General features: G+C 69.3%; 13 protein-coding genes, 1 tRNA gene and 1 pseudogene. 8 read left to right on the top strand and 7 right to left on the bottom strand.

Features of this window, described 5'->3' with window-relative positions; genetic code table 11:
- Positions 1-179 precede the first annotated feature (179 nt).
- Positions 180-1,031 (top strand): alpha/beta fold hydrolase, encoded by an 852-nt coding sequence (locus tag ACT54L_RS24740; protein WP_476088327.1) that lies wholly within the window; start codon positions 180-182, stop codon positions 1,029-1,031.
- 51 nt (positions 1,032-1,082) lie between these two features.
- On the opposite strand, the gene ACT54L_RS24735 is transcribed toward ACT54L_RS24740, so the two are convergent.
- Together ACT54L_RS24735 and gph are read right to left on the bottom strand one after the other, a co-directional pair.
- A tRNA-Val gene (locus ACT54L_RS24735) sits at positions 1,083-1,157 on the bottom strand.
- Between the two features lie 105 nt (positions 1,158-1,262).
- Positions 1,263-1,949 (bottom strand): phosphoglycolate phosphatase, encoded by a 687-nt coding sequence (gene gph / locus ACT54L_RS24730; RefSeq protein ID WP_476088326.1) that lies wholly within the window; start codon positions 1,947-1,949, stop codon positions 1,263-1,265.
- A 193-nt stretch (positions 1,950-2,142) separates the two neighbouring features.
- Here gph and ACT54L_RS24725 point away from each other — a divergent pair, with 193 nt between their 5' ends.
- The 3 genes from ACT54L_RS24725 (at position 2,143) to ACT54L_RS24715 (ending at position 3,962) form a co-directional block, all read left to right on the top strand.
- Complete coding sequence (locus ACT54L_RS24725) at positions 2,143-2,574, top strand: hypothetical protein (RefSeq protein WP_476088325.1); 432 nt, start codon at positions 2,143-2,145, stop codon at positions 2,572-2,574.
- Between the two features lie 97 nt (positions 2,575-2,671).
- A complete protein-coding gene (rpiA, locus tag ACT54L_RS24720; protein WP_476088324.1) occupies positions 2,672-3,370 on the top strand; it encodes a ribose-5-phosphate isomerase RpiA in 699 nt (232 codons plus the stop codon).
- 79 nt (positions 3,371-3,449) lie between these two features.
- Positions 3,450-3,962 carry a DUF2059 domain-containing protein gene (locus tag ACT54L_RS24715; protein ID WP_476088323.1) on the top strand — a complete coding sequence of 171 codons (513 nt, stop codon included), beginning with the start codon at positions 3,450-3,452 and terminating at the stop codon, positions 3,960-3,962.
- Positions 3,963-4,010: 48 nt separating this feature from the next.
- Here the strand turns inward: ACT54L_RS24715 and ACT54L_RS24710 are convergent, their stop codons facing one another.
- Positions 4,011-4,499 (bottom strand): cupin domain-containing protein, encoded by a 489-nt coding sequence (locus ACT54L_RS24710; RefSeq protein WP_476088322.1) that lies wholly within the window; start codon positions 4,497-4,499, stop codon positions 4,011-4,013.
- 185 nt (positions 4,500-4,684) lie between these two features.
- Here ACT54L_RS24710 and ettA point away from each other — a divergent pair, with 185 nt between their 5' ends.
- On the top strand, positions 4,685-6,340 hold the full coding sequence (ettA, locus tag ACT54L_RS24705) for an energy-dependent translational throttle protein EttA (RefSeq protein WP_476088321.1): 1,656 nt from the start codon (positions 4,685-4,687) through the stop codon (positions 6,338-6,340).
- Between the two features lie 87 nt (positions 6,341-6,427).
- Here ettA and ACT54L_RS24700 read toward each other — a convergent pair whose 3' ends face one another.
- Entirely contained in the window at positions 6,428-10,102 is a 3,675-nt protein-coding gene (locus ACT54L_RS24700) for a sensor domain-containing protein (RefSeq protein WP_476088320.1), read from the bottom strand.
- 313 nt (positions 10,103-10,415) lie between these two features.
- On the opposite strand from ACT54L_RS24700, the gene ACT54L_RS24695 reads away from it, so the two are divergent.
- Positions 10,416-10,802 carry a HesB/IscA family protein gene (locus ACT54L_RS24695; protein ID WP_476088319.1) on the top strand — a complete coding sequence of 129 codons (387 nt, stop codon included), beginning with the start codon at positions 10,416-10,418 and terminating at the stop codon, positions 10,800-10,802.
- A 117-nt stretch (positions 10,803-10,919) separates the two neighbouring features.
- Positions 10,920-11,342, top strand: coding sequence for a DoxX family protein (locus tag ACT54L_RS24690; protein ID WP_476088318.1), 423 nt, complete (start codon positions 10,920-10,922; stop codon positions 11,340-11,342).
- Between the two features lie 1,007 nt (positions 11,343-12,349).
- Here ACT54L_RS24690 and ACT54L_RS24685 read toward each other — a convergent pair.
- Entirely contained in the window at positions 12,350-12,823 is a 474-nt protein-coding gene (locus tag ACT54L_RS24685; protein ID WP_476088317.1) for a hypothetical protein, read from the bottom strand.
- Positions 12,824-12,946: 123 nt separating this feature from the next.
- Here ACT54L_RS24685 and ACT54L_RS24680 point away from each other — a divergent pair, with 123 nt between their 5' ends.
- Complete coding sequence (locus ACT54L_RS24680) at positions 12,947-13,135, top strand: hypothetical protein (protein ID WP_476088316.1); 189 nt, start codon at positions 12,947-12,949, stop codon at positions 13,133-13,135.
- A 384-nt stretch (positions 13,136-13,519) separates the two neighbouring features.
- Here ACT54L_RS24680 and ACT54L_RS24675 read toward each other — a convergent pair whose 3' ends face one another.
- Together ACT54L_RS24675 and ACT54L_RS24670 are read right to left on the bottom strand one after the other, a co-directional pair.
- Positions 13,520-23,551 (bottom strand): autotransporter outer membrane beta-barrel domain-containing protein, encoded by a 10,032-nt coding sequence (locus ACT54L_RS24675; RefSeq protein ID WP_476088315.1) that lies wholly within the window; start codon positions 23,549-23,551, stop codon positions 13,520-13,522.
- A gap of 288 nt (positions 23,552-23,839) precedes the next feature.
- Positions 23,840-24,181 (bottom strand): annotated as a pseudogene (locus ACT54L_RS24670) (type VI secretion protein); the annotation flags it as partial.
- Positions 24,182-24,425 lie beyond the last annotated feature (244 nt).

Raw genomic sequence — 24,425 nt, 5'->3', positions numbered from 1 at the left:
CATGTCTTCTCATGTCTTCGCCCCCGTGCGGGGGCAAGGCGGGAACGCCGGAAGCGACAAATTGTATCCCTGCGGCGCCCGTTCCCGTCGCGCGGTCCTCATCGCGCCTCGCTCCAGGCCGGCACCGAGGCGCCACAAAGGACGCTGCACGTCACCGCGCGCTGGTCTAGATTCCCGCCATGACCGAACCCTCCCCACCCCCCGATTTTTCCGCCCCCGGTTTTTCCGCCCCGCGCATGATCCGCTCCGCGGACGGCCTCGCCCTTGCGGTGCGCCAGCATGGCCATCCCTACGGGCGGCCGGTGATCTTCATCCACGGCTATTCCCAGGCCGGGCTGTGCTGGGCACGGCAAGTGGAAGACCCCGCCCTCTCCCATCTGCGCCTCGTCACCTACGACTTGCGGGGCCATGGCGGCTCGGACAAGCCGCTGGATCCGGCCTGTTACCAGGAGGACGTGCGCTGGGCCGGGGATGTGAAAGCCATCATGGAGGCCCTCGGCCTCGAGCGGCCGATTCTGGTGGGCTGGTCCTATGGCGGGCGAATCATCGGCGATTACCTGCGCGCCTATGGATCGGGAGATCTGGCCGGCCTCGTCTTCGTGGATGCCATCACCGGCAACGAGCGGGGCTTCTACGGCTCGTGCAACCGCCTGATGAAGCAGATGACCGATCTGGACCCGGCGTCAGCCATCGCCGCCACCCGCGCCTTCCTGCGCCGCTGCGTCCACCTGCCGCTGGATGCGGAGACGTTCGAGATCCTGCTCGCCGCCAACATGATGGTCCCGCCTCAGGTGCGCGCCGCCATGGCGCGACCGGCGGAGTATGACGCGGTGCTTCAGCGCCTCGACCGGCCGACGCTGGTGATCCACGGGCGGGAGGACCAGGTGATCGCCCAGGCCATGGCCGAGCATATCGCCGCCCAGGTGCCGGGCGCGCACCTTGCGCTCCTGGATGAGACGGGCCACGCCCCGTTCCTGGAACGCCCGGACGCGTTCAATGCGTTGCTGGCGGAGTTCATCGCCCGCACGTGAGCGACCGGATCAATCCGGTCGTTTCTCGTCTGGGGATTTTCTGGGGGGAAATGGTGGGCGATGCAGGGATTGAACCTGCGACCCCTCCCGTGTGAAGGGAGTGCTCTCCCGCTGAGCTAATCGCCCGCCGTCGTCACCAATCGGCGAGGAGGGCCGTTTAAGGCCGCAGCCCTCCCGGTGTCAAGGGCAGGTGAAGAAATTCCCGCCCCATCCACAGGCCCAGCGGCGGCCCTAGGCCCGCACGGGCGCCACCAACTGGCCGAGAACCGGCGCCAGCTCGTCATAATGGCCGATCAGGCGATCAGCCCCCAGTTCCGCCGCTGGCACTTCCGTGTAGCCAAACGAGACCGCCACGGATGGCACGCCGGCGGCCTTGGCGGTGGCGATGTCGGTCGCGCTGTCGCCCACCATCACCGCCGCGTTCACCCTGCCGCCGCAGGCGGTGATGGTGGACAGGAGCGGCAGGGGATCGGGCTTGCTGCGGGCATAGGTGTCGGCGCCGGTGATGACCGTGAAGTGCCGCGTGAGGTCCAGCCGATCCAGAAGGATGCGCGCCAGGCGCTCCAGCTTGTTGGTGCAGACCGCCAGCGTGGCGCCCTCGGCGGCGAGGCGCTCCAGCGCCTCCACCATGCCGGGGAACGGGCGGGAGCCGTCGGCAATGTGATCGGTGTAATAGGCCAGGAACTGACGCACCATCTCGTCCAACTCCTCGGTGGACGGCGCAACCCCCACCTGCTCCAGCGCGCGGATGATGAGATGGCGCCCGCCGCGCCCGATCATGTTGCGCGAGCGGTCGCGGTCCACGGGCGCCACTCCGTGGCGGTCGAGCACGTGGTCCAGTGCGTCCAGGAGGTCGGGCGCGGTGTCCACCAGCGTTCCGTCCAGATCGAAGGCGACGACGAGGGGCGCATGGGCCATGGGGCATCCTTTGGGGGCTATGGCCGGGACGGACCGTCCCGGTGCGGCCGCGGCATCCACACAAAGCGGCAGCGGCGCGCGGTTTGTCTCGCCCCCTGCCTACAATCCTGCCGCTTTTCATGTCCAGCCTCCGGCGCGATCCAGGCAGATGCTCCGCGCATGGCCGTTGGCGGCTCGACGAAGGAGGACAATGATGACAGGCACGAGGTTGACGGCTGCGGGACCGGCCCGTGGCGGCCTGCTGGCAACAGCCCTTCTGCTTGCGGGCGTGGCCGGCGCGGCGGCGCAGGAGGCAAAGCCCGGCTATGACTTTGCCGCGCCGCCCTCCAACCAGGCCAATCGCGTCTTCTCGGTGAACCGGACCACGGGGGAAATGTCCGCCTGCCAGTTCGAGCGGCCCGACAGTGCCCTGGTGGGGGTCACCCGCTGCTTCAAGCGCGGCGAGGGCGCCGGGGTCCAGAAGCCGGGCAATTATCGTCTGGTCTCCACCAACTTTTCCGGTGAGACCGGCATTTTCCGAGCCAATTCGGACACGGGCGAACTGAGCATCTGTTATGTGCGCGACGTACCCAAGTCAGGCGGCGGCACCGAGCCTGCCATCCTGTGCACGCCGGCGGCAAAATAGCCCGTGGCTTGTCCGCGGGCGCGATCGGGGTTAGCAACGAGGCCCGAGGCTGGAGCATTTCCAGACATTCCCCTCCCCGCGCTGTGCCGGAGTTCCAATGTCCGACGCCGAAGACTTGAAGCGCCAGGCAGCCGCCCGTGCCCTGGAATTTGTCACCGACGGCATGAAGCTCGGGCTCGGCACCGGCTCCACCGCCAAGCATTTCGTAGATCTCCTGGCGGAGAAGGTGAAGGGCGGACTGACAGTCGTGGGTGTGCCCACGTCGGAGCGGACGCGGGCCCAGGCGGAAAGCCTCGGCGTGCCGCTCGCCACCCTCGACACCGTTCCGGCGCTTGACCTGTGCGTGGACGGCGCCGACGAGGTGGGGCCGGGCCTTGCCCTCATCAAGGGCGGCGGCGGCGCGCTGCTGCGGGAGAAGATCGTGGCCAGCGCCGCACGCGAAATGCTGGTGATCGCGGATGCCTCCAAGCGGGTGGAGATGCTGGGTCGCTTCCCGCTGCCCATCGAGGTGGTGGATTTCGGCGTCCCGGCCATCTCACGCCGCCTGGCGGAAGCCATTGCCGCGGCGGGATGCGAGGGACCGCTGGTGCTGCGCAAGGCGGCCTCCGGCGAGACCTTCATCACCGACCAGGGCAATGTCATCCTCGACGCCCATCTGGAACGCATCCCCGACCCGGCCCGGCTCGACGCCGCCATCCGCTCCGTGGTGGGCGTGGTGGAGCACGGACTGTTCCTGGGCCTTGCCCGCCGCGTCATCCTGGCCGGCGCCAACGGCATTGAAATTCTTGAGGCCTGATCCCGCGGCCCGGAAGCCCCCGGCGGGCACCGACCGCCCCATGCAAACACCGAACGAGACCTTCCCCATGGAGATCATCATGCGTTGCTCGACCGCGGCCCGGCATATCGGCATGGGCCTGCTCGCCCTGACGCTCGTGACCGCGCCGGCACTGGCCCAGCAGCCCGCAGCGCCCAGCCCCACCGCCCTGCAGACGGCCCGCGACCTCGTGCAGGCCAATGGCGAGGCCCACGCCTTTGACGGCGTGATCCAGAACCTGGTGGACGGCGCCGCCATCGGCTTCCTGCAGACCAATCCCGACCTTGCCCCGCAGCTGCGGGACCTGGCGGCCACCTTGCGGCCGGAATACGATAAGCGCCAGGGCGAGATCATCGACATGCTCGCCAGCGCCTACGCCACCCGCTTCAGCGAGGCGGAGCTGAAGGAGGCCCTTGCCTTCTACAAGTCTCCCGTCGGCCAGAAGCTGGTGACCGATCGCCCCGCTATCGTCCAGCAGGCTGTCCAGAACATCCAGGCCTGGGCCGCCAAGCTGAACAATGAAGTCATGGACCGCATCCGCGCCGAGATGAAGAAGAAGGGCTACGATCTCTGATCGTGTCCTCTGGCGAAGGGGCGCTACCCGCCCCTTCGCCAACGGCCGTCACGCCTTGTGGATCGGGTCGATCCATTTGACCGTGCTTGGCGTCTCCACCGGCTCGATGTCCAGGTTCACCACCACCGGCTCTTGGCCGGAGCGCACCAGGACGCATTCCAGCACCTCGTCGGGCGAGGCATTGATCTCCTGGTGGGGCACGTAGGGCGGCACGTAGATGAAGTCGCCCGGCCCCGCCTCGGCGGTATATTCCAGCTTCTCGCCCCAGCGCATGCGCGCCTTGCCCTTCACCACGAAGATCACGCTTTCCAGATCGCCATGATGGTGCGCCCCCGTCTTGGCGTCGGGGTGGATGTGCACGGTCCCCGCCCACAGCTTCTCCGCCCCCGCCCGCGCCCGGTTGATGGCGGTGGCCCGGTTCATGCCAGGGGTCTGGGCCGTGTTGGGATCGAGCTGATCCCCGCGGATGACCTTCACGCCGGTGTCGCGCCAGTCGATGGGGGCGTGATCGTGGGGATGGTCGTGGCTGTGGCTCATCTTGGGCTCCCGATACGGCACGCGGCATCCTGCGCCTCGCCGCTTAAGCTCGCAGGCTAGATCGGCGGACCCTGCCGCGAAAGGGGCGACCGCCACCGGTCCTCCGGCGCATTCGCGCTTCCCTCCGGCCGCGCGCCGCTCTAGAACGAGGCCCAAATGCCATAGTCCGGGAGTGCCGCGCCGCCATGGCCGCCTATCAGTATGCCTATCACATGCATGGTCTCACCAAGACCTATCCCGGCGGAAAGAAGGTCCTGGATAACGTCCACCTGTCCTTCTACCCGGACGCCAAGATCGGCGTTCTCGGCGTCAACGGTGCGGGTAAATCCACCCTGCTGCGCATCATGGCCGGCATCGACAAGGACTTTTCCGGCGAAGCCAAGCCCGCGGACGGGGTGCGCGTCGGCTATCTCTCCCAGGAGCCCCAGCTCGACCCCACCAAGAATGTCCGCGACAATGTGATGGACGGCGTGGCGAAGCAGAAGGCGATCCTCGATCGCTACAACGAGCTCGCCATGAACTATTCGGACGAGACGGCGGACGAGATGACCCGCCTCCAGGACGAGATCGAGGCCCAAGGCCTGTGGGACCTGGACAGCAAGGTCGACCAGGCCATGGACGCCCTGCGCTGTCCGCCGGATGACTGGGACGTGTCCAAGCTCTCAGGCGGCGAGCGCCGCCGCGTCGCCCTGTGCCGGCTCCTTCTGGAGCAGCCCGAGTTGCTGCTGCTCGACGAGCCCACCAACCACCTGGACGCCGAGACCACCGCATGGCTGGAAGGCCACTTGCGCAGCTATCCGGGCGCCATCCTGATCGTCACCCACGATCGCTACTTCCTGGACAATGTCACCGGCTGGATCCTGGAGCTCGATCGCGGCCGCGGCATCCCCTATGAGGGCAACTACACCTCCTGGCTGGCCCAGAAGCAGAAGCGCCTCCAGCAGGAAGGCCGCGAGGACGAGGCCCGTCAGCGCGCGCTGGCTGCCGAGCAGGAATGGATCGCCGCCTCTCCCAAGGCGCGCCAGGCCAAGAACAAGGCCCGCATCCAGCGCTATGAGGACCTGGTCAAGAAGGCCTCCGAAAAGGCGCCCCAGACCGCGCAGATCATCATCCCCGTGGCTGAGCGTCTCGGCCAGAACGTCATCGACTTCAACGGCCTCAGCAAGGGCTTCGGCGACAAGCTCCTGATCGACGATCTGTCCTTCAAGCTGCCGCCGGGCGGCATCGTGGGCGTGATCGGGCCGAACGGCGCGGGCAAGTCCACCTTGTTCCGCATGATTACGGGCCAGGAAAAGCCGGACGCCGGCACCATCACCATCGGCGATTCCGTCAAGCTTGCTTATGTCGACCAGAGCCGCGACGCCCTCGACGACAAGAAGACTGTCTGGGAGGAGATTTCCGGCGGCAATGACGTGATCTATGTGGGCAAGCGCGAGATCCCGTCGCGCGCCTATTGCGCCGCTTTCAACTTCAAGGGCGGCGACCAGCAGAAGAAGGTGGGCATGCTCTCGGGCGGCGAGCGCAACCGCGTGCACCTGGCCAAGACCCTCCAGCGGGGCGGCAACGTCCTTCTGCTGGACGAGCCCACCAACGACCTGGACGTGGACACCCTGCGTGCGCTCGAAGAGGCGCTGGAAGATTATGCCGGCTGCGCCGTCATCATCTCCCATGACCGCTTCTTCCTGGATCGCATCGCCACCCACATGCTCGCCTTCGAGGGCGACAGCCATGTGGAATGGTTCGAGGGCAACTTCGCGGACTATGAGGAAGACAAGAAGCGTCGCCTCGGCCTCGATTCCACTATCCCCAAGCGCATCCAGTACAAGAAGTTCTCCCGCTGACGGCACGGGCCCGGGGCATAGCCCTGGGCCCGGCCTTTCGGTCCGAGCGCGGGCAAGACCGCTGCACACGGATTCAGGGCGCGCCTCTCACTCGGCGGACGCCCTCCACCGCCCTCCACCGGCGATCACCAAGTCCTCGAACTGCGCTGCCGGGACCGGCGGCGAGAAGAGATAGCCCTGCGCGAGATGGCAGCCGTGGACCCGCAGGAAGTCCGCCTGTTCCTTCAGCTCCACCCCCTCCGCCAGCACCTCAAGACCGAGCGCCGAAGCCAGCGCGATGATGGCGATGGTGATGTGCGCATCCGCCGGGGCGGACAGCAGGTCGCGCACGAAGGACTGATCGATCTTCAGCTTCGCCACCGGAAAGCGGCGGATATAGCTGAGGGAGGAGAAGCCGGTGCCGAAATCATCGAGCGCCACGCGAAGATTCATTTCCCGCAGCCGGAGCAGGATCTGCCGGGTATCGACCCGATCCTCCAGCAGGATGCTCTCGGTGATCTCCAGCTCCAGCTTGTCGGGGGAAAGGCCGGTGCGCTTGAGCACATCAGCCACATGGCCCGGCAGATCGCGGACATAGAATTGGCGCGCCGACAGGTTCACCGCGATGCGCCCGAAGGCCAGGCCGCGCGCCACCCACTCCGCGCCCTGCCGGCAGGCCTGTTCCAGCGCCCAGTCGCCAATGGATAGGATGAGGCCCGTCTCCTCCGCGATCGGGATGAATTCCGAGGGCGGGATGGGGCCGTCGGGCGTGGTCCAGCGCAACAGGGCCTCGGCGCCCAGAATGGTGCCGTCGCGCAAGTCCACCACCGGCTGATAGACCAGCGACAATTCCTTGCGCTCGATGGCCCGGCGCAGGCGCGCCTCCCGTTCCAGCCGCGCATTGGCGGCCTCGGTCATGCCGCCGCGATAGAAGACATACATGCCCCGTCCGCCCGCCTTGGCGCGGGCCAGCGCCGCGTCGGCCCGCTGCACCAGTTGCTGCGGCAGGATGCCGTCTCCCGGATACATGGCGATGCCGATGCTGGCCCCCAGGAAGACCTCGGACGCCCCGGGTAGGGCAAAGGGCTGGGACAGGCAGGAAATGAGCCGCATGGCGGTGAGCGCCGCCTGTTGCGGACTGACCAGATCCTCCACCAGCACCATGAACTCGTCGCCGCCATAGCGGGCGAGCGTATCCCGATCGCCCAGCACGGACCGCAGCCGCTGGGCCACCTCCACGAGGGCCGTGTCGCCCGCTTCGTGCCCCAGGCTGTCATTGACCGCCTTGAAGCGATCGAGGTCCAGGAACAGCACCGCGCACTTGCTGCGGTCGCGGGCCTGGGTGACGGCATGGTCCAGGAGGGTCAGGAAAAGCAGCCGGTTGGGCAGGTCAGTGAGGGCGTCGTGATGGGCGATATGGTCCAGCCGCGACTGGGACTGCTTGATCGTGGACAGATCCGTGAAGGAGGCCACATAGCTGCCCACAGCGCTGCCGGCGCCCAGCACGGCACGAATGCTGAGGGACTCGGGATAGACTTGGCCGGATTTCCGGCGGTTCCAGATTTCGCCCTGCCAGTGGCCCGTCTCCAGCAGGGTGGCCCACATCTGGGCATAGAAAGCCCGGTCCTGCCGGCCGGAACTCAACAGGCTCATATTGCGCCCGAGAACCTCCGCCTCGCTATAGCCGGTAATGGCGGAGAAGGACGGATTGACCGCAGAAATGGTGCCGTCGGGCTCGGTCACCACCAGCGCTTCCTGCGCCGTGGAGAAGACGGTGGCCGCCAGTTGGAGGCGCCGCTCGTTGGCCTTCAGTTCGGTAATGTTGGACTGGGTTCCCACCACCCGGCGCGGATGGCCGGCATCGTCGAGGACCACCTGCCCCCGCAGCAGCGTATCGATCACCGTGCCATCGGCGCAGCGCGCGCGAAGCTCCAGGCTGAATCCCGGCAGGCGCCCGGCCTTCACCTCCGCCAGCGTCGCGTCAAGGCGCGCCGCATCCGCCGCGTCGAGGCCGGTGGTGAGCAGGCTGGCGGGATGCAGAATCGGCAATTCCGGAAGCCGCATCATGCGGTTCCAGCTCGGCGAGACGGTGAGCATCCCCTCTTGGAGATCCACGTCCCAAACGCTTTCATTGGCGCCGCGCAAGGCCAGGTGGAACCGTTCGTCGCTGATGCGCAGCCGCTCTTCGGCGGCGTGCCGCGCGGACACGTCGATGGCAACGACAATGAGGTATTCCGCCACGCCTTCGCTTGTGCGGGCCACCGTGGTGGTGGTGCTCAGCCAGATGGGCGTGCCGTCCTTGCGGATGTAGCGGCGCTCACTGACCGCCTGCTCCATCTGGCCGCACAGCAGACGATCGAGCAGCTCCTGGTCTCGGGCCGCTGAGTCGTTATGGAAGAGCTGGCTGACATTCATGGCCAGGATCTCGTCCAGCCCGTATCCCAGCATCTCGCAGGCCTTGCGATTGACGCGCAGGAAGGTGCCGTCGGGGCGCAGGTGCACAATCCCCACCGCCGCCTGCTCGAAGGTCTCGCGGAACCGCATCTCCGCGCGCCGCAAGGCGACGGCCTGATGCAGGTCGCGCCGGGCCGCCACCAGCTTGTCCCGCTGCCGGAAGGCTGCGGCCGCGGCCATGGCGCCGGCAACCGCGAGCACCATGACGAGGCCGGACATGGCCGCCACGTCCCGCGCCGCGGCAACGGCCTCCTCTTCCTCGATTTCCGCCACCAGCAGGACGGACGTCTCGCCGAGGGGCTCGGCGACCGCCAGTACGGTGGTGCCATCCGGCCCCTTGCCGCGCGGAATGGTGTCGCTGCGATCGGCCCCCCGGGCAAAGGCGAACGCGCCCTTGGGAAAGATGCGCGTGAACGGCGCCACCTCTCCCACCCGCATGGGTGAGAGCAGGAGATAGGTGCCATCCGCCTGCGCCCGCACCAGATAGGACTGGCCCGTGCGGGTCGGCAGCGGCCAATGGGCCAGGTAGGGATAAATGAAATCGGCGGCGCTCATCTCCGCCAAGAGGAACAGGGGCGGCCCGGACACCCCTTCCCCGCCCGGCGGGGAGGGAAGCAGCAGCACATAGCCATAATCAAATCTCCCCTCGGTCCACTCGGGGTGGAGAGGCACAAAGGCCGCGTGGCCGCTGGCGCGCGCCTCCTCCATACGGGCAGGGTCGATGCGGGTGGAATGGTCGCCGTGAAGACGGAGCACGGCGGCGCCGCTGGCATCCAGAAGCTGGACCTGGCTGAAACCGTAGGGCGCGGCCAGGTCGGCCAGTTCCGCCCGCAGCCGGCTGCGCTCGCCCTCATCGGTGGAGGCCTGCCACCGGGCGGCGGTCTCGAAGAAGATTTTCCGACCCGCGAGGAAGCGGGCATTGGCCTCGCCCTTGAGACGGTTCTGCTCCAGCGCCAGGATCTGAAAGGAGGCGATGGTGTGCAGTTCGTCCACTTGGTGGGCAATGAGGGGGCCGGACGCCCGCCACATCACAAGGCCCGCTGCCGCCATCCCCAGGATAAGGCTGAGGCCGGCGACGCAAAGCGCGCCAAGCATCGCCGGGCGCGTGCCGGGACGCCGCGCCAAGCTCCCGGAGGCGGCGGCATCCAGCATGAAATAAAGGCCGGCTGCCGTGACGACGACAAAGAGCAGGCCCTTGGGCGTGGATACCATGACCAGCAGATCAACGCCGCCGAACCATTCCACCAGAAGATCGGAGAACAGAACCCAAGCGGATGCGAGCGCTGCATAAAGCAGCGTCAGCCCGAGAATGATCCGCCGGTTCGACATGGTCTTACGCCCCTACGCCAACTCGGACGGTCCGTCACGTCCAACTCTGTCCCGCGGGTGGGACGGGTGGCTGGTTTCGCGCTCTGGGATCGTTGTGCGGCGGGACTTTACACCCCGTTCATCATATTGGGCGATTCTGCTGACGGACCCGACATGCCGTTAGGTAACGGGCGACCGCCATCCGGCGGGCGCTCCATGAGCCATGCCCGCGCAAGCCATGCATCCGACACCCTTGCCCGAACCGGCCAGAACCCCCATTCTTAAGGCTGTGTCGATCCGCCGGCCTTGAACCGGCGTGGTTCGGAGTGTTCAGATGTCCCGACTTCGCTCCCGTCCCCCGGTGATCCAGATCACCGATGCTGCGGCCAGCCGCCTTCAGCAGATCATGGCCCGCACCGATCCCCCGGCCCTCGCCGTCCGCATCGGCGTGAAGAATGGCGGGTGCGCCGGCATGTCCTACACCATGGACTATGCCAGCGAGATCACCCCGCTGGATGAGGTGGTCGAGGACAAGGGCGTGAAGGTCATCGTGGACCCCAAGGCAGTGCTGTTCCTGCTGGGCACGCAGATGGACTTCAAGACGGACAAGCTGTCCGCCCAGTTCGTCTTCAACAACCCCAACCAGACCTCGGCCTGCGGCTGCGGCGAGTCGGTGGCGATCACGCCCGTGGCGCCGGAGGCAGCGGAGAACCGCCTCTGAGAGGCCTCGCACGGGGCCGTGGCGGTATCATCGGAACCCAGCTTTCACAAGGCTTTGCAGGGCTCTTGACGGGGGCGGAGAGGGGCTTCACCTTGCCGCGGCCGAGGGGGTCCCCGCATGACGCCACGCCTTGTTGCCGGGATCCTGGAGTCCCGGATCTTCTTCATTCTGAGCCGCATCGTCCTGGTGTCCATGTTCCTGGGCGCAGGATTGGACAAGCTCATGAATTTCCAAGGCACCGTTGCCGAAATGGCCCTGCACGGCCTGGTGCCGGCGGCGGTGTTCGGCGGAGTGACGGTGGCCGTCCTTCTCATCGCCTCCGTCCTCGTCATCCTGAATGTGGCGGCCTGGCTGGGGTTCGGCGCCCTGGGGGTGTTCGTCGCCCTCACCATCCCCATTGCCCATCCCTTCTGGGCCTATCAGGGCGAGGAAGGGCTGCTCCATTTCCGCGTCGTGACCGAACATATCAGCCTGATCGGCGGCCTCATGGCCGGCGCGATCCTGTGTCACCGCCAGAGCCGGATGGTCACTGGCCGCTGACCCTAGAGGCACGGCAAGGTTTTACTCGGACACTTCAAGCAAAACCGCATCGACCCTTTGCCGGGCGCCACAGCCCATAGTAATATCCGGTATTGCCTGCGACGGGCGGCGGAAGTCCACCAAGACCTCAGCTTGCGCGCGTTCATGGGCCGCATTATAGGTCGCGGCGTGCGGGCGTGGCGGAATTGGTAGACGCAACGGACTTAAAAAGCCCTTTCTCTACCATCTCGAAAAAAGTAAGCGTGACTGAAAGTGTTTTATTTTCAACGCCCTAGCGATGGGCTTGATCGGAAGACAGAAATAGCCGATTCGGCGCTAGGTGCAGTATAGGTGCAGAGAGCGCGGGCTAGAATCGGCGCCAAAGGGCGGACGTGGCGAAATCGGTAGACGCAGCAGACTTTTAAAAATTGGAGTGCCCGCGGGGAAATCTGCGGAGTAGAACCGCTCAAAGTCGGGGAACGCTAACGGGCAGATGCCCCAAGCCAATCCCGAGCCAAGCCCCTTTCGAGGGGAAGGTGTAGAGACTGGACGGGTGGCGCCTAAAGCCTTCGGGCCATGGCGAAGGGACAGTCCAGACCACGAACGTCGAACGGCGGCGGCGAAAGCCGAAGTGGGATGAAAATCTGCTTCTCTGTGAGAGTACGGGTTCGAGTCCCGTCGTCCGCACCAGTTGCAAAGAGAACACGACAAGGCACTGACGAGATGGGCCGGAAAGGGGAACGTGGCGTTCGAGTCGGAAACCGATGCAAACGCGCGAACGATCACCCTGAACACGTCGCAGGATCGGGCATGACCGATGGCGGGCGGCGCGGAGACCACGCCTATCGCCGCGTCCCCATCGCGCGGAAGCGCCGCCTCGAACATCAGTGACCTCACGATATTCGCTTTTTCAAGCTCGCCTTCGCCGGCGGCATCGACCAGCACCTGCCCCCGCACCGGCGCGGCCTCCCACATCGTCTCGCGGAACGGACCGCTGAAGACCTGCGACAGCGCCCCGGAGGTCGCCTTCAGCGTTTCAAGGTCGGCCACCGTGAACGGCCCGCCCGGGCGGCGCGGAACAGGAGCACGATGGCGCGCGGCCGCCCGGCGTGATCGACCCTGAGGTCGAGTGCGTGCTGGTGCCCGCTGGGGCGCACCAGCACGTTGAAGGTGTTGGAGCGGAAACACTCCGGGGGCGGGGCCAGCAGGTGCCCGGCGCGCTGGCCCCGCAGGCGGGCCAGCATGGCGACGTTCAGCTCGACCGGGCCCAGGAACAGTTCTTCAAAGGCATTGACGAACAGGCCGCGCATCGGCGCAGGCGAATCCTCGTGAAAGAAGCCTTCCGGCAGGCCGTCCCGATCGAGCCAGAACAGCGCCGCAGCGTCGGCGCGCACCAGCTCGCGCAGGATGCGGCAGGCCATGGGCGCGATGGCCGAGATTCCGGCGCCGGTCCGGCGCAGCAGATCGAGTTCCAGCCCCTTGCGCTTGAGCGGTCTCGCCATGGCACCCCATCACCGATGTTCCCCGCACGGGAAATAAGCGGTGGCGCGGCCCCCAGGCAAAGGTTCGCCCTCCCGCGCCGGGTCGGCCGGGTGCGCCGGCCAGGTCCGAGCTGGAGACACAGCATGACATCGCTTCCCCGCCCACGCGCGCTCATCGCGGTCCTTGCGCTGCAGCTCGGCGGTGCGGTGGCGATGGCGGCGGAGCGATTTCAGCCGGGCAGCTGGGAAAGCGTGACCCGCGTCGACGGCAAGGCCGCCGGTAAGCAGCCACCGCGCTGCGTCCCCGTGGCCGACACCACGACGATGAATTGAACCGCCTACGAGATCCGCCAGGCCCTGGCCGCCAGCCCGGAATGGCAGGGCTGCTCCCTGAGCGACGTGCGCGCCGATGGGGGGAGGTGACATTCACCGCCCCTTGCGGCGGGGGCATCGTCACCACCTCCCGCACCACCTATCGCGGCACGTCCTACAGCTCCGTCATCACCGTTTCCAGCGCTCGCAAGACCAGGCTGGAAATGGCGATCGAGGGCACGCGCGTGGGAATTGCCCGTGACACGCAGCGCCCCGTCGCGGTGCTGAGGTCCGGCCGGTCGCCTGTCGCCGGCCGTGGCCCGGACGCCCGCTTGTTTCGATGGACACGATCCCCAGCACGTGTCCATTTCCGCCGCCCCCGGCCCAGGCCGGGGGCGGCGGCGCTCACCAACGCACCCGGAACACCCCCGTGGCGCCCAGGTTGGACGTCTGCGCGCCAATCTGGGCGTCGAACGCCGCCGAGAAGGTGATGCCGGCCGCGCCCGCGATCTGGATGCCGGCGTGAAGGTCCGCCGCATCGCTCACGGTCGGCAGCGGATTGCCCGAGAACACCAGCGACGGCAGTTCGGCGAAGCTGCGCGACACATCCCGTCCCGGGCTGAAGTCATGCATCCAGGCGGCGCGAAGGAAGGGCGCGAAGGAGAGCCCACCCGCGCTCTGCCAGGTGCCGTCGATCTGCAGGCCGAGATAGGCCGGCAGCGCGCTGACGGTCCCCGCCTCGTAGCTCAGGCCGGGGCCCAGCGCCCCGAAGGTCTCCGCGCCCGAGCCCTGCCACAGCACCATGGGTTCGATCGCCACGAACGGCGTCAGCCGCGCACCGATATTCTCAAGCGGCAGCGTGTAGCCGGCCTCGAAGCGCCCGCCCAGGGTGAAGCTGTCGAAACCGGTGCTGGTCGCAAGGTTCACGCCCAGGCCGTAGAGGTTGCGATCGAAGCTGCTGTGCCCATAGCCCGCCGTAACGATGGCGGACAGGTAGGCCGGCCCGGCCTGATAGAGGCCATACAGGCTCGCCCCGCCATAGGTGGTGGTGGTGCTGGCGCCATAGTCGTTGGCCGCGAGGTTGGTGGCCGAGAAGGTCCCCGCCAGCCCCAGAAGAAGCGGCAGGCTGTCAAGCCGGCCGTCGATGCCCACGGACGAACCGATGGTGGAGCCGGACAGCCCGCCGCCGGTGAAGAAGCTGCCGGCGGGCGCCGCCCACACGCCGCGCGCGGTTACCGGATCGGCAGTGAGCCCTTCCGCCACCGGCGCCCGCAGCCCGAGCCGCCACAGGTCGAGCTGGGTGGTGATGGTGGAGAGCGTTCCCGCGGTGGCGCCGATCATGGCCTGAGGCACCACCGACACGCCGCCGCCGCCCACCGTCTGGTAGGCCGTCTCCAGCCCGCCCACGGTGGAGATGTTCAGCAGCGCCGGAACGATCACCTCGAACAGAGGCGAGCTGCCGCCCGCCTGGATCTGCCCCACCGCGGCGCCGAGCGCCTGCCCTTGCGCGGACAGTCCCGTCGGCGTGAAGTCGATGGCGGTGCCCAGCGCCAGCCCGGTGCCGCTTTCCGCCAGGAAGAAGTCGACGATGGCGGTGTCGCCCGCGACAGTGAGGCCCGTGGTGGTCAGGCCACCCGCTGCCGTCAGGACGGCGGTTTCGAAACGCCCCTCGACGATGCCGCCGGCGTTCACCAGTACACCTCGAAGGGTGCCGCCGAGGGTGGCCGCGCCGGTCACGGCGAAGCTGTCCCCCGCGCCCGCGACCGGATCCGCCCGCACCACCAGTGTGCCGGTGGCGCCCTGTGTCAGGTTGCCGTTGATCGTGGTGTTGCCGAGCGCCGCCGCGCCCCGGCGCAGCACCCCGTCATTGTTCAGTACGCCGGTGGCGCCGCCGAGGTCGAGGCTCGCCCCTGCCAGCAGCAGGCCGGTGGCGCCGTTGTCCACCCGGTTGGCCGCGCCGCCGGTGAGGGCAAGATCGCCGACGATGACACCGGAATTGCTGATCTGGGCATAGCCGGTGGTGGTGGTCACCGCCCGCCCGGCGGCCCCGTCCACGGTGGCCAGGATGCCGGCATTGTTGATGATGTTCTGGTCGCCGTCGCTGACGATGGCCGCCCCCCCGGAACCGCCGGTGATCTGCACGCCGGGGGCAATATTGATGACGGGATCGCCATTGCCCTGGGCCAGGATGGCGGTGGCGCCGGAGCCGGTGGCGCTGATGCTGGCATTGGCTGTCACCGTCACCTTCCCCGACACGCCGCCGCTGCCCGAGACCAGTTGCATGGTGGTGCCGTTCATCACCAGACCGCCGCCGTTGCCCACCGACTGGGCGATGACGCCGTCCGCGCCTTCGCCGGTGGTGGAGATGGCGGCGTTGACGGTAACTGTCACCGCGCCGCCGCTGCCGGCGCTGGCCCTCACCGAGTTGCTGATGGCCGCGTCGTTGGCCAGCGCCGCGCCGCCGCCGCCGCCGATGGACTGGGCGATGACGCCGGCCGCGTTGGTGCCGCTGGTGCTGATGCCGCCGCCAACGGTGACCGCCACCGTTCCGCCATTGGCCGAGACGGTGCTGCCCCCGAACGTCGCGTTCGAAGCGACGTGCACGAGGCCGCCGCCGCCGCCGATGGACTGGGCGATGATACCCACGGCCACGGCGCCGCTGGTGTGGATGCTGCCGGCGGTGGACACCGCCACCGCGCCGCCGGCCCCGCCGCCGGTGCCGCCCAGGGTGGCAGTGGTGGGGGCAGTGGAAATGCCGCCGCCACCGCCGATGGACTGCGCGACGAGACCATAGGCGAAGCTGCCGGACGTGGTGATCTGGCCCGAGGCGAGCGTGGCCGACACGCCGCCGCCGGCGCCGCCCGCCGAGCCGCCCAGAGAGAGGCTGCCGGTGAAATTGGTGTTCGCCTGATCGACGCTGGGCAGGCCGACAATGCCGCCGCCGCCGCCGATGGACTGGGCCACCACGGCCATGGCCTGGTTGGCGCTGGTGGTGACGGAACTGGTCTGCACCGTGACCGATCCGCCGGCGCCGCTGCCGGAACCTGTGGCCCCCAGGGTGCCCTGGTGAGAGATGGTCAAGTCGGTGGTGCCATTGCCTAACGCCAGCACCCCCCCGAGGCCGCCGCCGCCGGCGATGGACTGCGCCACGATGCCGTAAGAATCCATGCCGTAGGTGGTGACCGTACCGTAACTGTCGAGGGTGATGGTGCCGCCGGAGCCGGCGAGCCCGCCGCTGCCGCCGAGATTCAGCGTCACCGAGGAGTTGGCGAGGCTGCCGGACACTTTTGTGGTGCCCGCCCCCAGGCCGCCACCGCCGGAAATGGACTGCGCCAGCACCGCCGTTGCGAAGGCGCCGTCGGTGAAAGTGGTCATCGAATTGGTGATGCTGATGGTGCCGCCGTTGCCACCGGCCCCGCCGCTGCCGCCCAGGGCGATGCCGCCGGCATAGGCCGCCGTGCCGTTGGAAGAGGAGGCAGCGGCCGTCACATCGGACGTATTACCCGCGCCGCCGCCGCCGCCCACCGACTGCACCAGCATCGCCACCGCGCCGGTGCCCCAGGCGGAAATGGTGCCGTTGGAGGTGTAGACTGACACGTCGCCACCCGACCCGCCTGAACTGCCCGAGCCGCCGAGGGCGAGGCCCACCGTCACATTGCCGGATCCAGTGACGGAGCTGTTGGCGACGCCGCCGACGCCGCCGCCGCCGCCCACCGATTGGGCCACCAGGGCATGGGAATTGACCCCCTCGCCGGTGATGTAGGTGGGTGCGCCGGAGCTATTGGACTGCACCGACACGGAGCCGCCATTCCCGGCCGCGCCGCCGGTGCCGCCCAGGTTGAGGGAGGTGGTCACATCGCCGCCGCCACCGGCACCGCCGGTGCTGGAGCCGCCGACGCCGCCGCCGCCGCCCACGGACTGCGCCAACACGCCATAGGCATTGGCGCCCCAGGTCTGGGCATAATCGTAGACCTGCACATAGACCTGCCCGCCGTCATTGCCCGTGCCGCCCGAGCCGCCAAGGCCGAGCGCGGTGGAAATGGTGCCGTTGGAGGTGCTGGACTGGCTGGAGCCGCCGGCGCCGCCGCCGCCCCCGATGGACTGGGCCAGCACCGCGGTCGAACCGGCGCCCGCGGTCGTGGTGAGGTTGGCGGCGAGCACGTTCACGCTGCCGCCCTTCTGGCCGCTGCCGCCTGTGCCGCCCAGAGACATGCCGATGCTGGCTTCGCCGCCATTCTGGCTGGTGGTCCCCACGGCGCCCGCAGCGCCGCCGCCTCCGCCCACCGACTGCGCGAAGATGCCGTAGGAGAGGATGGAGCCAGTGCTCGCCCCCCCATATTGATTGACATTCACCGTGCCGCCGCTGCCACCCGTGCCGCCGGAGCCGCCGAGGCCCAGGCTCACCGCATAGGTGCCGGAATTGGCGTTGCTGCTGCTGGCGCCGCCGGCACCGCCGCCGCCGCCCACAGACTGGGCGAAGATGCCGGAAGACTGGAAGGCGTAAGTTCCAATGTAGGTGTAGGAGTTCACGGTGACGGTGCCGCCGGCCCCGCCCGCGCCGCCAGTGCCGCCGAGCCCCAGGGCCAGCGCCACGCCGCTGGAGGCCGAGGCGGACGAGCCACTGGCCGAACCCGAGGCGCTGCCGCCGCCGCCGGAGCCATCCCCGGCGGTCGCCGCCGCCAACACAGCGCCGCCGGAGCCACCTCCGCCGCCCACCGACTGCGCGAAGATCCCGTGGGACTGCGCGCTGTACGTTATGATGCTAGCGGAGGCATAAGTGCTGTCGCCGGTGTTCACCGTCACCGTGACATTCCCGCCCGCGCCCCCCTGCCCAGCCGAGCCGCCGAGGCCGAGGGCGAGAGACAGCGAGCCCCCCGAGCCGGTGGTGGTGGACGAGGAGCCGCCATTGCCGCCGCCGCCGCCGATGGACTGCGCGAAGACGGCGCTCGAGACATGGCCGTAAGTGCGCAGGGTCCCGGTAGTGGTCACGCTCACGCTCTGGCCATTGCCGCCGCCCGAGCCGGTGCCGCCGAGCGCGAGCGAGATGGAATTGTCGCTGGCCGACGCATTGGAGGTGCTCGACCCCCCACTGCCTCCGCCGCCGCCCACCGACTGCGCGAAGATGCCGGGGGAATTGTCGCCGCTGACGCTCGGCTCCACTTTACTGGTCAGATTGTAGCCCGTGATGATGGTGGCATAATTGGTAACGCTGACGGCACCGCCGTTCGAGCCCGCGCCACCGGAGCCCCCAATACTCAGGGCCACCGCCGAGCCGCCATCGCTGCCGGCCTGGCTGCCGGTCTTGCCGGAGCTGTCGGTTCCCGCCGCAGAGGACGTCTGGTCCCCGCTGGCGCTGCCCGAGAGGTCGCCGCTGGAGGCGCTGGAGCCGGAGCTGGAGCTGGAGCTGGACGAACTGGCGCTCGCGGTGCTCGACCCGCCGCTGCCTCCGCCGCCGCCCACCGACTGCGCGAAGATGCCGGCGGCGCCGGCGCCCACGGTGTTCACATAGCTGTCCACGCCGGAGGCGCCCACGGTGACGGCCACCGCGCCGCCGGTGCCGCCGCCGCCGCCGGTGCCGCCGAGACCGAGGGTGACTGCGCCCTGGCCGCCGCTGGTGGTGGTGGAGGACGCCGAGCCGCCCGTGCCGCCACCGCCGCCCACCGATTGCGCGAACACACCATAGGCCTGCAGGCCCAGGGTCTGGATGCTGCCCGTGGCGGTCAGGGTCACGCCGCCGCCGGTGCCGCCGTCGCCCGCGCCGCCACCCAGGCTGATGGAGGCGGCGTAGGAATCCCCGTTCGAATTGCTGGAGGAGGCGCCGCCGCTGCCGCCGCCGCCGCCCACCGACTGCGCGAACACGCCATATGATTGCATGCCGTAGGTGAGGATGGCCGAGCTGGTGTTCACCGTCACGGTGTTGCCGCCGCCGCCCGCGCCGGCATAGCCGCCGATGGAGAGCGAGGCGGCGATGCCGTCGCTCGGCTGGTCCGAGCTGGCCGATGGGCTGCTGGAGGAATCGCCCGAGAGCGCGGAACTGATGGTGCTCGCGTCCTGCGCCGCGCCGGCCCCGGCCACCGAGGTGACGCCGCCCTGAAGCTCGCCGCCCCCGGCACCGGTTGTGGTGGACGACGCCGCCCCGCCATTGCCGCCGCCGCCGCCCACCGACTGGGCGAAGATGCCAGCCGAGCCGGCGCCATAGGTGATGAGCGTGCCGCCGCTGGAGACGCTCACCGTGCCGCCGGCGCCGCCTCCCTCGCCGCTGCCGCCGATGGCGACTCCGGCCGCGTATTCGTTGCTGGAGGCGGTGGCTTGCGACCAGCCGCCATTGCCGCCGCCGCCGCCGATGGATTGGGCGAGGATGGCGGCCGATTGCGCGCCATAGGTCGTGATGCCGTTGGCCGCGCTGCCCGCGTTGCTGGCCACCTGCACGCCGCCGCCATTGCCGCCATTGGCGCCGCCGCCACCGATGGACACCGCCACCGAGACGGTGGAGGCCACCGCATTGGCATCCGCCGAGCCGCCATTGCCGCCCGAGCCGCCAATGGACTGCGCGATGATGCCGGCCGCCTGGTCGCTGCCGCCGGTGCTGGTGCCGGTCTGGATGAAACCGGTCTGTGTCACCTGCACCAGGGCGCCCGCGCCGCCCGACGAGCCGGCGCCGCCAATGGCCACGCTCGCCGCCGCGCCGTCGGTGGTGGAGCCGGTGCCCGACAGGCTGAAGGCGCGGCTCGATCCGCCGTTGCCGCCCGAACCGCCGATGGACTGCGCCAGGATGCCAGCGGACTGATAGCCCTGGGTCGTGATGCCGGCGGCCGTGACGTAGACGGCACCGGCATTCTGCCCGGAGCCGCCGCCGCCGCCGGTGGCGCCTGCCCCGCCTACCGACACCTTCGCGTCGCCGCCGCCGGTGGCGCCCGAGCCGGAGATGGCGAAGCCGCCATTGCCGCCCGAGCCGCCGATGGACTGCGCCAGGATGCCGAAGGACTGATCGTCTCCGGTGGTAATGGTGCCCGTCACCGTCGAGGTGACGGTGTTGGAGCCGCCGCCGGAGCCGCCGCCGCCGCCCACCGTCACCTCGGACGCGAACACCACCGAGCCCGCCGCGCCGGCGCTGAAGCCGCCATTGCCGCCCGAGCCGCCGATGGACTGCTGAATGACGCCCGGCGACAGCAGCCCGTCAGTGATGACATTGCCGCTGATCAGGACCGTATTTCCGTTATGGACGGTGCCACCGGCCCCGCCTGTGCCGCCGAGGCCGACCGACGCCGAAGCGCCGGCACTGAGCGCGCCCGCCACGTCCCAGCCGCCATTGCCGCCCGCACCGCCGATGGTCTGGGAGATGAGCCCGGCGGACTGGTTGCCGGAGGTGGTGATGGAAACCGTGTTGATGACGGCGCCGTAGGAATTGCCCCCTGTGCCGCCTCCGGCGCCGATGCTGGTCGAGGCCGAGGCTCCGGAGCCCAGCCCGCCGGCCACCGCGAAGCCGCCGAGGCCGCCTTCGCCGCCGAGGCTCTGCGCCACCACGCCGGCCGAATGGGCGCCGGACGTCTGCACCGGGGCGTACAAGTAAGTGTAGATCGTGGAGCCCGAGCCGCCGGAGCCGCCGCCGCCGCCCAGCGCCAGCGACATGTTGGCGTCATTGGCGATGCTGCCGCTCACCGCGAATCCGCCGGAGCCGCCCGCTCCCCCCAGCGACTGGGACACCACGCCCGGCGCGAAGCCGGCGCTACCCGCCGACGAGGTCACAGTGCCATAGCTGGTGACCGTGACGTTCTGCGCGCTCGATCCGGCGCCACCGCCGCCGCCGATGGCGAAGCTCGCGGCGCCGGAGGTGGAGATGTCGCCGGCCACGGCGAAGCCGCCGGCCCCGCCGCCGCCGCCGACAGACTGGGCGAGCAGCACGGGCGCGCCGCCGCCGGTGCTGGCGAGGGCGCCCCAGTTCGCCACGGACACCACGCCGCCGGTGTTGCCGGACCCGCCGGCGCCGCCGATGCTCGCCGCGAGCGAAGCCGTCACCGACAGGTCGGACGAAATGGAATAGCCGCCGGCCCCGCCGCCGCCGCCGATGGACTGAGCGAAGATGGCGCTCGAACCATAGCCGGAGGTGGTGATGTTGGCCGAGCCGTAGGCGCTGTTGACCGAGCTGTTCTGGTTGTAGACCCACACCTCCGACGCCGCCCCGCCCGAGCCGCCCGAGCCGCCGACCGAAAGGCTGGCGGCCACCCCGTCGCCGTCGCTGGCGCTGATGGTTGCGCCGCCGGCCCCGCCGCCGCCGCCGATGGACTGGGCCATGATGCCGTGGGAGCGCTCACCCGTGGTGGTGATGACGCCGCCGGGATTGTCGGCGATCACCGAGTCGCCGGCGCCGCCCGAGCCGCCGACGCCGCCCACCCCCAGGGTGATGGCGGAGCCCGCCGCGATGGCGCCCGAGATGGCGGCACCGCCGGTGCCGCCGCCACCGCCGATGGACGAGCCGAGCAGGCCGATGGAATCGTCGCCGGTGGTTGTGATGCTGACGCCGTTGGTGCCCGCATAGACCACGTAGCCGGCGCCGCCCGAGCCGCCCGAGCCGCCGAAGCTGAGGGCGAAGCTGCCGGCGCTGGAGCCGGACAGGCTCACCGCATAGCCGCCCGAGCCGCCGCCGCCGCCGATGGATTGCGCGCCGATGCCGGGCGACCCCTGGCCGGCGGTGGACACCAGCTCGCCCGGGGCGGGCGCCGACATCGGCCCCCAGTCGCTGAAGGTGATGGACGAACAGGCGGTGTTGTCGCCGGAATTGCCGGTGTACTTGTTACAATTGGTAGCCGCCGGGCCGCCGCCACCGCCCGATCCTCCCGACCCGCCGTGGGAGATCGAGGCCGCGACGCCCCCGGACAGCGCGAACGACAGGGCGCCGCCGCCGCTGCCGCCACCCCCGCCCACCGACTGGGCGAGGATGCCCGCCGAATTCAGCTCCACGGTGGAAATGGAGCCGGCATTGCCCGCCAGCACCGAGGAGCCTGCGCCGCCGCCACCGCCAGTGCCGCCCACCGTGAAGGAGGCGCCCGCCACCAGCGACGCCGAGCCCGACAGGCCGAACCCGCCGACGCCGCCGCCGCCGCCCACCGATTGCGCCAGGATGCCGTAAGCACCGCCGGCGGTGGAAGTGGGGGCGGCTGAGCCATTGCACGAGCCGGTGCAGATGTGGCCGTAATTGACCACCACCACCTGACTGCCGTTGCCGCCGTCGCCGCCGGAGCCGCCCAGCGCCACCGCCAGGCCCGGCGCGCCCGAGAAGGCCATGCCGCCGGAGCCGCCCGCCCCGCCCACCGACTGCGCGAAAATGCCGCCCGACGAGGCACCCGTGGCCTGGATGTTGTTGTAATTGACCACCTGCGTGTTCCCGGCATAGCCGGCCGGACCGCCCGATCCTCCGAGCGCGGTCAGGCCGGCGGCGATACCGGCGTTGCCGCCGCCCCCGCCCACCGACTGCGCGTAGATGCCCCAGCTGCCCTGGCCGGCTGACGCAATGGTGCCTGTCTCCGCCCCATAGTCGGGGCCATAGACGTTCACCGCCACCAGGCCGCCATTGCCGCCATAGCCGCCGCCGCCGCTGACCCCGCCGAACCAGCCGCTGGCGGACCCGCCGTCGCCGCCGTTGCCGCCGATGGACTGGGCGAAGACGGCAGTGGACTGCTGCGACGTGACGTTCGAAAAGATGGTGAGGGTCACCTGGCCGCCCGCCCCGCCGGCACCGGCCTGCCCGCCGTTGCCGCTGCTGATGGAGCTGGTTTCGTTGCCGCCATTGCCGCCCTGCCCGCCGATGCTCTGCACCCAGATGCCGTAGGCCGAAGCCCCGGTGGCGGTGATGTCGACAAAATTGTTGATGTTGAGAGCGCCGCCGTTGCCACCGGAGCCACCATTGCCGCCGTTATACTCGGTGGAGCCGGTGGAGCCGCCGTTGCCGCCCCGGCCGCCCTGCGAATACGCAACCATGCCGGAATAGCTGAAGTCGTACGTGCCGGTCAGATTATTGGTTTCCACCTGCACCTCGCCGCCGGCGCCGCCGCTGCCGCCCCCACGCCCGGCATAGCCGCAGCTGCTGCCGCTGCCGCCGGTGCCGCCATTGCCGCCGGTGGAGCTTGCCAGCGTCATGGTCCCGTTATAGCTGGAGGCGCCGTTGTAGTTCGGATAGGCGTAAACGTTGGCGCCGATACCGCCATTGCCGCCATCGCTGGGCGCGTAGAGGCACAGGTCGCTGGACGAGGCGCTACTGCCGTTGCCGCCGTTGGACCCGTAATACTGCATCTCGTAATAGACGGAGGAGCCGATGGAAGGCGCCGTCGATTGGGCGAAGGCCGGGGCGGTGAAGCCGCACACCGCCACGGACGCGAGAAGCACCTCGGCGCGCCGGGACATGATCCGCCCGCGCACCACCTTGCAAACCGCCTGTGTCATTCGCCGCCCCGCCCCACTCCCGAGCCTGCCGTTAAGGATATTCGGGTACCTGCGAATTTCAGTGACGTTTTTTGGCTTCATGGGCGAAGCCGGACCAGGGCTGGCAGCCCACGTTTCGTCACCAACCCAGGATGGCGCCACCGCCGGCAGGCCGCGCGCGCCCTGCCGGCGGCGCGTCGAGGGCCTGCGCGACACGGCGCGCGATCTCACGCGCGCGGCGTGCCGCGGGCGAACACATCCCGCGCCCGCCCCGGACCCAGCGCCTTCACCGACACGCGCCCCTCACGTCCCGAACAGCCGCGCCTTTTCCCCGTCGCGGGTCACGCCCTCGCTGCGTAGATAGTTGAGATGAGCGGAGAGCGGCTCGGCGCGCTGGCTATGGCGGACCACGCGGGTCTTGATGACAACGATGCGCGAGCGGCCGGTCAGCAGCCGGTTCGCCTGGATGCTGGCGGTGCGGCCCCGCCCGAAGCGCGAGCGGTTGCCGGAACTGATCTTGCCGGAGCGCGAGACCGTGCCGCCGGCCTTGCGCGCCGCCGTCAGCTCCTGCGCGACGAAGGGCCGGACGCGCAGCGCGCCCGAGGAGCGAATGCGGCCGGTCCGGATGCGGAACTCGCGCTCATCGGTCATGCCGCGGCCCCGCAATTTGCGAAAGATCGCGCAGATGCAGAGACTTTGGCCGCCGCCGCACCTTGCCGCTGAAGAGCGCAAGGTGCGCGAGACGCCGGAAAGCCGAACAAAATCAACACCCCGACCGTCGCGCAAGGTGCGCCCTTTTATCCTGCCATCGTGCGGTTGTGGGTATCCGTCCGGTCCCTGCACAGTATTGGTGGGATGCAAAATCGGGGCATGTCGGTTTCCTTCGAAGCATGGA

The organism is Aquabacter sp. DMC10, assembly GCF_056314145.1.
The sequence above is the reverse complement of the archived record's forward strand: the minus strand, read 5'-3'. Positions and strand labels throughout refer to the sequence as shown.

Bases quoted from the DNA above. Each gene is read 5' to 3' on its own strand.
- ACT54L_RS24685 (WP_476088317.1), bottom strand. From the start codon at position 12,823: ATGGCGAGACCGCTCAAGCGCAAGGGGCTGGAACTCGATCTGCTGCGC.
- ettA (WP_476088321.1), top strand. From the start codon at position 4,685: ATGGCCGCCTATCAGTATGCCTATCACATGCATGGTCTCACCAAGACC.
- gph (WP_476088326.1), bottom strand. From the start codon at position 1,949: ATGGCCCATGCGCCCCTCGTCGTCGCCTTCGATCTGGACGGAACGCTG.
- ACT54L_RS24690 (WP_476088318.1), top strand. From the start codon at position 10,920: ATGACGCCACGCCTTGTTGCCGGGATCCTGGAGTCCCGGATCTTCTTC.
- ACT54L_RS24700 (WP_476088320.1), bottom strand. From the start codon at position 10,102: ATGTCGAACCGGCGGATCATTCTCGGGCTGACGCTGCTTTATGCAGCG.
- ACT54L_RS24695 (WP_476088319.1), top strand. From the start codon at position 10,416: ATGTCCCGACTTCGCTCCCGTCCCCCGGTGATCCAGATCACCGATGCT.
- ACT54L_RS24740 (WP_476088327.1), top strand. From the start codon at position 180: ATGACCGAACCCTCCCCACCCCCCGATTTTTCCGCCCCCGGTTTTTCC.
- ACT54L_RS24675 (WP_476088315.1), bottom strand. From the start codon at position 23,551: ATGACACAGGCGGTTTGCAAGGTGGTGCGCGGGCGGATCATGTCCCGG.
- ACT54L_RS24715 (WP_476088323.1), top strand. From the start codon at position 3,450: ATGCGTTGCTCGACCGCGGCCCGGCATATCGGCATGGGCCTGCTCGCC.
- rpiA (WP_476088324.1), top strand. From the start codon at position 2,672: ATGTCCGACGCCGAAGACTTGAAGCGCCAGGCAGCCGCCCGTGCCCTG.
- ACT54L_RS24710 (WP_476088322.1), bottom strand. From the start codon at position 4,499: ATGAGCCACAGCCACGACCATCCCCACGATCACGCCCCCATCGACTGG.
- ACT54L_RS24725 (WP_476088325.1), top strand. From the start codon at position 2,143: ATGACAGGCACGAGGTTGACGGCTGCGGGACCGGCCCGTGGCGGCCTG.
- ACT54L_RS24680 (WP_476088316.1), top strand. From the start codon at position 12,947: ATGACATCGCTTCCCCGCCCACGCGCGCTCATCGCGGTCCTTGCGCTG.